The sequence below is a fragment of the bacterium genome (assembly GCA_040755795.1).
In the GTDB taxonomy this organism is placed as follows: Bacteria; UBA9089; CG2-30-40-21; order CG2-30-40-21; family SBAY01; genus JBFLXS01.
Window position 1 is genome coordinate 1 of sequence record JBFLXS010000322.1, and the last position, 4,799, is coordinate 4,799.

The window sequence follows — 4,799 nt, forward strand, 5'->3', positions numbered from 1 at the left end:
AATTTCAATTTTTGTAACCATTCAGGTAATCCTTTACCGCAGAGACGCAGAGAAACAGAGAGGAAAATATCTTTTTTTTCGTGTTTTTCGGTGTTTAAAAAGGCTTAAAAAACAGTTAGTCGAAAGTCCGTATTAAAAGATTATCAAACAAGGAAAGTCCCGAAATGCACAAAAAAGGAAATTTCTGTCTCTGGTGAATAGATTTTAATTTTTTCTCTGCGTCTCTGTGTCTCTGCGGTAAATTACCACCTGACGGTTACGAAAATTCATTGACATTTTCTTTTTCTTGTGTTATAATTTCCATCAGGATGAATAAATTTTTAATTGTAGTCTTACTTATTATTTTGAGTATCCATCGTCAGGAAATAGCATCAGGGGAAATAACTCACGCTGAATCTTTAGTGGAGATTACACCTGTTTTGCCAGATTCGTTGACTTCTTATACACGGCTATCTTTTAAAATATCGAATATCGGTGTTAATGATATTCCCTCTTTCATCTTTCAAGTTAGCCTCATAGACCCGGATAATAAATTAATCTGGGAAAAGGTGAAAACCTCCGGGCTTTTAAAACCTAACCAAAGAAAAAATTTTAAATTTTATATTCCTTTAAAAGAGATTAAAGATGGTAACTACCAATTAAAATATATATTAATCTATGCCAATAAAGAAGTAGAGGATAAGATAGATATTCCTTCAAAGATTCCTGCTAATATCTCCAGAATCCCATCGGGAAAAGAAGATTTAAAAGTTGAGAAGATAGAGAATGTTTATACGATAGGTGCGTCTGACATCTTAGAGATATTTGTTTCAGAAGATCCGGATTTAAGGAAGGCAGTAACTGTTACTCCAGATGGTAAGATTTATTTTCCGATAGTCGGAAATATAGATGTTATAGGAATGACTCCAACTGAATTAAGTAAAAAGATTGCCAATGATTTGAGTAAAAAAGATTATCTTGTCAATCCTACGGTCACAGTTGCCGTGGTCCAAATTAATAGTAAGAAATTCTCTATCATTGGTGAAGTAGTAAAACCCGGCGTGTTTTCAGTTAATGAAGAAATTACGCTACTTAAAGCAATTGCATTAGCCGGTGGTTTTACACCGTTTGCAGATTTGCGTAAGATTACTGTTTTGCGCAAAAAAGATGTAAAATATGATAGGATTAAAATAGATGTGACTGAAATCATAAAAAAAGGCAAGTTACAAAAAAATATTGGCATTTGCCCGGAGGATATAATTATCGTCCCGGCGAGTTTATTCTAACGAATGAAATTGGAAAATAGAAATTAGTATGAAAGTAAGTGATTTTGATTATAATTTACCTAAAGAATTAATTGCTCAACATCCTTTACCCTGCCGTGATGAATCCAAACTATTAGTTTTAAACCGTAAAACTGACAAAATTGAAGATAGGGTTTTTAAAGATATAATTGAGTATTTAAGTAAAGATGATACCCTGATACTAAATAATACAAAGGTTTTTCCTGCAAGATTATTTACAACAGCGAGAAAACCGGTAGAAATTCTACTCCATAGAAACTCCGAGGGACAGGTATGGGAGGTGTTAATTAAACATTCTAAAAAGGTAAATGTCGGAGCAAAGTTACCATTTGGAGACAATCTAAGCGGTGAATTAATAGAAAAAAAGGGTAATCGGGGATATATTAAATTTGAATATGAAGGAGACTTTTTTGAAATCGTTGAGAAGATAGGGAAAACCCCATTACCGCCTTATATTAAAAGAGAAGCCGTTCCGTCGGATATTGAGCGATATCAAGCTATCTATGCCAAATATCCTGGTGCAGTGGCGGCACCTACGGCTGGTCTCCATTTTACTAAAGAATTACTTAAAAAAATATCCGATAAAGGGGTAAAATTTGCGTTCATTACCTTGCATGTGGGCATAGGCACATTTAGTCCGATTAGAAAGGAAGATGTCATCGAACATCACATGGAGGAGGAATATTACGAGATTAGTCCTGAGTCGGCTGAAACAATTAATCAAACTAATGGAAAAAGAATAGTGGTTGGAACGACTACGGTACGGGCATTAGAAACAGCAGGGAAAAATCCAGAATCTAAAATAATCCCTTGTTCCGGGTGGACAGGATTATTTATTTACCCGGGGTTTGAATTTAAACTAACAGATATGCTCATTACTAATTTCCATTTGCCAAAGACGACGCTTCTGATTTTAGTAAGTGCCTTTACTGGCAGGGAAAAGATTCTGTCTGCATATACCCACGCTATCAATGGGGGGTATAGATTTTATAGCTACGGCGATGCAATGTTGATTGTATAAGGGTGGGAACGGATTACCATTCACCAGTTACCAATTACCAGTTACCAATTACCAGTTACCAATTACCAGTTACCAGTTACCAGTTACCAATTACCAGTTACCAATTACCAGTTACCAGTTACCAGTTACCAATTACCAGTTACCAATTACCAGTTACCAATTACCAGTTACCAGTTACCAGTTACCAAATTTAAGGAGGGTAAAATGCAGATTAGTGTATTTGGTCTTGGTTATGTAGGTTGTGTTTCTGCGGCATGTCTTGCCAAAGAAGGACATCAGGTTATTGGCGTAGATACCAATATCGATAAGGTCGAGATGATAAATGCGGGTAAAAGCCCTATTATCGAAAAGGGCTTAGATGAAATACTTAAAGAGGTAGTAAGTTCAAATAAATTAAAGGCAACTATTTCTTCAAAAGAAGGCATATTTAATTCTGAGATTTCTTTAATTTGCGTGGGAACGCCAGGCAATGAAAATGGTAGTCTTGACCTGAGATATATCAATAGGGTTTGTATAGATATTGGTGAATCGTTAGCTCAAAAAGATTCATTTCATATTGTCGTTGTCCGAAGCACGATGTTACCAGGAACAATAAAATCAGTTGTTATACCCACATTAGAAAAAACTTCCGTGAAGAAAGCAGGCAGAGATTTTGGAATATGCATAAACCCTGAATTCTTACGGGAAGGAAGTTCAATATATGATTATTATCACCCACCGAAAATACTTATTGGAGAGTTAAATAAACAAAGTGGTGATGCGGTGGTTGAGATATATAAAGATATTGATAGCCCTGTTGTTAGAACATCCATAGAGGTCGCAGAGATGGTTAAATATGTTAATAACACATTCCATGCCTTAAAAGTCTGTTTTGCAAACGAGATTGGAAATATTTGTAAACAGAAAGGTATTGATAGCCATCAGGTTATGGATATATTTTGTCTGGATACAAAATTAAATCTTTCGCCTTATTATTTAAAACCAGGCTTTGCTTATGGTGGTTCTTGTCTGCCCAAAGACCTGCGGGCATTACTTTATGAAGGGAAAAAATTAGACCTGACCTTACCGATATTAGATGCTATTCAAAAAAGTAATGAATACCAGATTAACCTAACTATCAAGAAAATATTGAACTCGGGCAAGAAAAAAATAGGGATATTTGGATTCAGTTTTAAGGCAGGAACTGATGATTTACGAGAAAGTCCAATGGTAACATTAATCGAGGCATTAATTGGAAAAGGTTATGTAATTAAGATATACGATAGAAATGTTCATATTGCGAGGCTCTTTGGGGCGAATAAAAAGTATATTGAGGAAACTATTCCCCATATCGCCTTACTTATGTGTGATTCTATGGAAAAGGTTATAGAAGACTCTGATGTTCTGGTCATAGGTAACAAGGCAGAAGAATTTAAACAGATACTACATAAGATGACCGCAGATAAGATAATAATTGATTTAGTCAGAGTGTTTGATAAAACTGAGGTTAATGTTGGTAAATATGACGGGATATGTTGGTAGTTGAAAATTAGAAATTAGGGAAGGAAGTAAAAGCCCAATTTCTAATTTCCAATTTCATCTGAACCAACAATGAATTTAAACATTTACGGCAAGTAAATACACGGGTCTTGAGCAATGAATCCTTTCCAGACTTCAAAATGAAGATGAGGGGTGGAGGCATTTCCGGTCTGTCCCACTTTACCGATTATCTCACCTTGTCTAACCTTCTGACCTTCCTTGACTAAATTTACAGAATTATGGGCATATACGGTTGTCCAATCATCCTCATGGGTAATGATGATAGCATTGCCATAACCTCGATATGTGCTCTGGCTATAAGTTACTACCCCATCTGCGGCGGCTCTGATTGGAGTTCCTAAATCAGCTTTAATATCAATGCCATTATGCATTGAATTCCCCCTGGGACCAAAACCAGAGATGATTTTACCTTCTAAAGGCCAGATAAAAGAAGATGCGATTTGATTTCTTGGTCCTTCTGGAGGAGCACTTACCTGGACAATAACGGTATCTACTGGAGGAGGTATTGGTTTAGACATATCTACTTTTAACACCTCGGATGCTCCAGGAATAAATATTTGTTGTCCTATTCGGATATTGGTTATATCTCCAATCCTATTTATTCTAATAAGTTCTTCAACAGAAACACCATAGGTTTTTGCAATCCGCCAGAGTGTTTGTCCTTTTTCCATTTTATGATATACACCTTTTTGTGCCTCTAAACTCCAATAATAAAAAGGTGTATGCACGCAACCTATAAGAAAGACTATACTTAAAAGATTAATTAATATACCTTTTCTAATCATTTTTATCTCTCCTTGATGATTTCCTTAAAGTAAGTATCTTTTCACGTAACTATTCAGCATACCAAGCAAGTAGGAAGTAGGAAGTAGGAAAGGGGGAAAATACTTCATACTATTTTACTCTTAATTGATTTGATTAAACCTATAAGCATCCTACTCACTTCTTCAGATATA

At 35.4% G+C, this 4,799-nt stretch carries 5 protein-coding genes and 1 pseudogene; 5 read left to right on the forward strand and 1 reads right to left on the reverse strand.

Annotated elements, in window-relative coordinates:
• Window positions 1–308: 308 nt before the first annotated feature.
• The 5 genes and pseudogenes from AB1414_15720 to AB1414_15740 all read left to right on the forward strand — a co-directional run bounded on the left by AB1414_15720 (window position 309) and on the right by AB1414_15740 (window position 3,825).
• Window positions 309–1,265 carry a polysaccharide biosynthesis/export family protein gene (locus AB1414_15720; protein MEW6608868.1) on the forward strand — a complete coding sequence of 319 codons (957 nt, stop codon included), beginning with the start codon at window positions 309–311 and terminating at the stop codon, window positions 1,263–1,265.
• A gap of 28 nt (window positions 1,266–1,293) precedes the next feature.
• Window positions 1,294–2,304: a tRNA preQ1(34) S-adenosylmethionine ribosyltransferase-isomerase QueA gene (gene queA / locus AB1414_15725; protein MEW6608869.1), complete on the forward strand. Its 1,011-nt coding sequence runs from the start codon at window positions 1,294–1,296 to the stop codon at window positions 2,302–2,304.
• Window positions 2,297–2,428: pseudogene (locus AB1414_15730) on the forward strand (alpha/beta hydrolase). Before queA ends, AB1414_15730 begins: the two are co-directional and overlap by 8 nt.
• Before the next feature lie 7 nt (window positions 2,429–2,435).
• Complete coding sequence (locus tag AB1414_15735; GenBank protein MEW6608870.1) at window positions 2,436–2,498, forward strand: hypothetical protein; 63 nt, start codon at window positions 2,436–2,438, stop codon at window positions 2,496–2,498.
• 10 nt (window positions 2,499–2,508) lie between these two features.
• Entirely contained in the window at window positions 2,509–3,825 is a 1,317-nt protein-coding gene (locus tag AB1414_15740) for a UDP-glucose/GDP-mannose dehydrogenase family protein (GenBank protein ID MEW6608871.1), read from the forward strand.
• Window positions 3,826–3,908: 83 nt separating this feature from the next.
• On the opposite strand, the gene AB1414_15745 is transcribed toward AB1414_15740, so the two are convergent.
• Window positions 3,909–4,628 carry a M23 family metallopeptidase gene (locus tag AB1414_15745; GenBank protein ID MEW6608872.1) on the reverse strand — a complete coding sequence of 240 codons (720 nt, stop codon included), beginning with the start codon at window positions 4,626–4,628 and terminating at the stop codon, window positions 3,909–3,911.
• Window positions 4,629–4,799: the final 171 nt, after the last annotated feature.

Excerpts from the sequence above, each read along its gene's own strand:
- AB1414_15720 (MEW6608868.1), top strand. The coding sequence starts at position 309 with ATGAATAAATTTTTAATTGTAGTCTTACTTATTATTTTGAGTATCCAT.
- queA (MEW6608869.1), top strand. The coding sequence starts at position 1,294 with ATGAAAGTAAGTGATTTTGATTATAATTTACCTAAAGAATTAATTGCT.
- AB1414_15740 (MEW6608871.1), top strand. The coding sequence starts at position 2,509 with ATGCAGATTAGTGTATTTGGTCTTGGTTATGTAGGTTGTGTTTCTGCG.
- AB1414_15745 (MEW6608872.1), bottom strand. The coding sequence starts at position 4,628 with ATGATTAGAAAAGGTATATTAATTAATCTTTTAAGTATAGTCTTTCTT.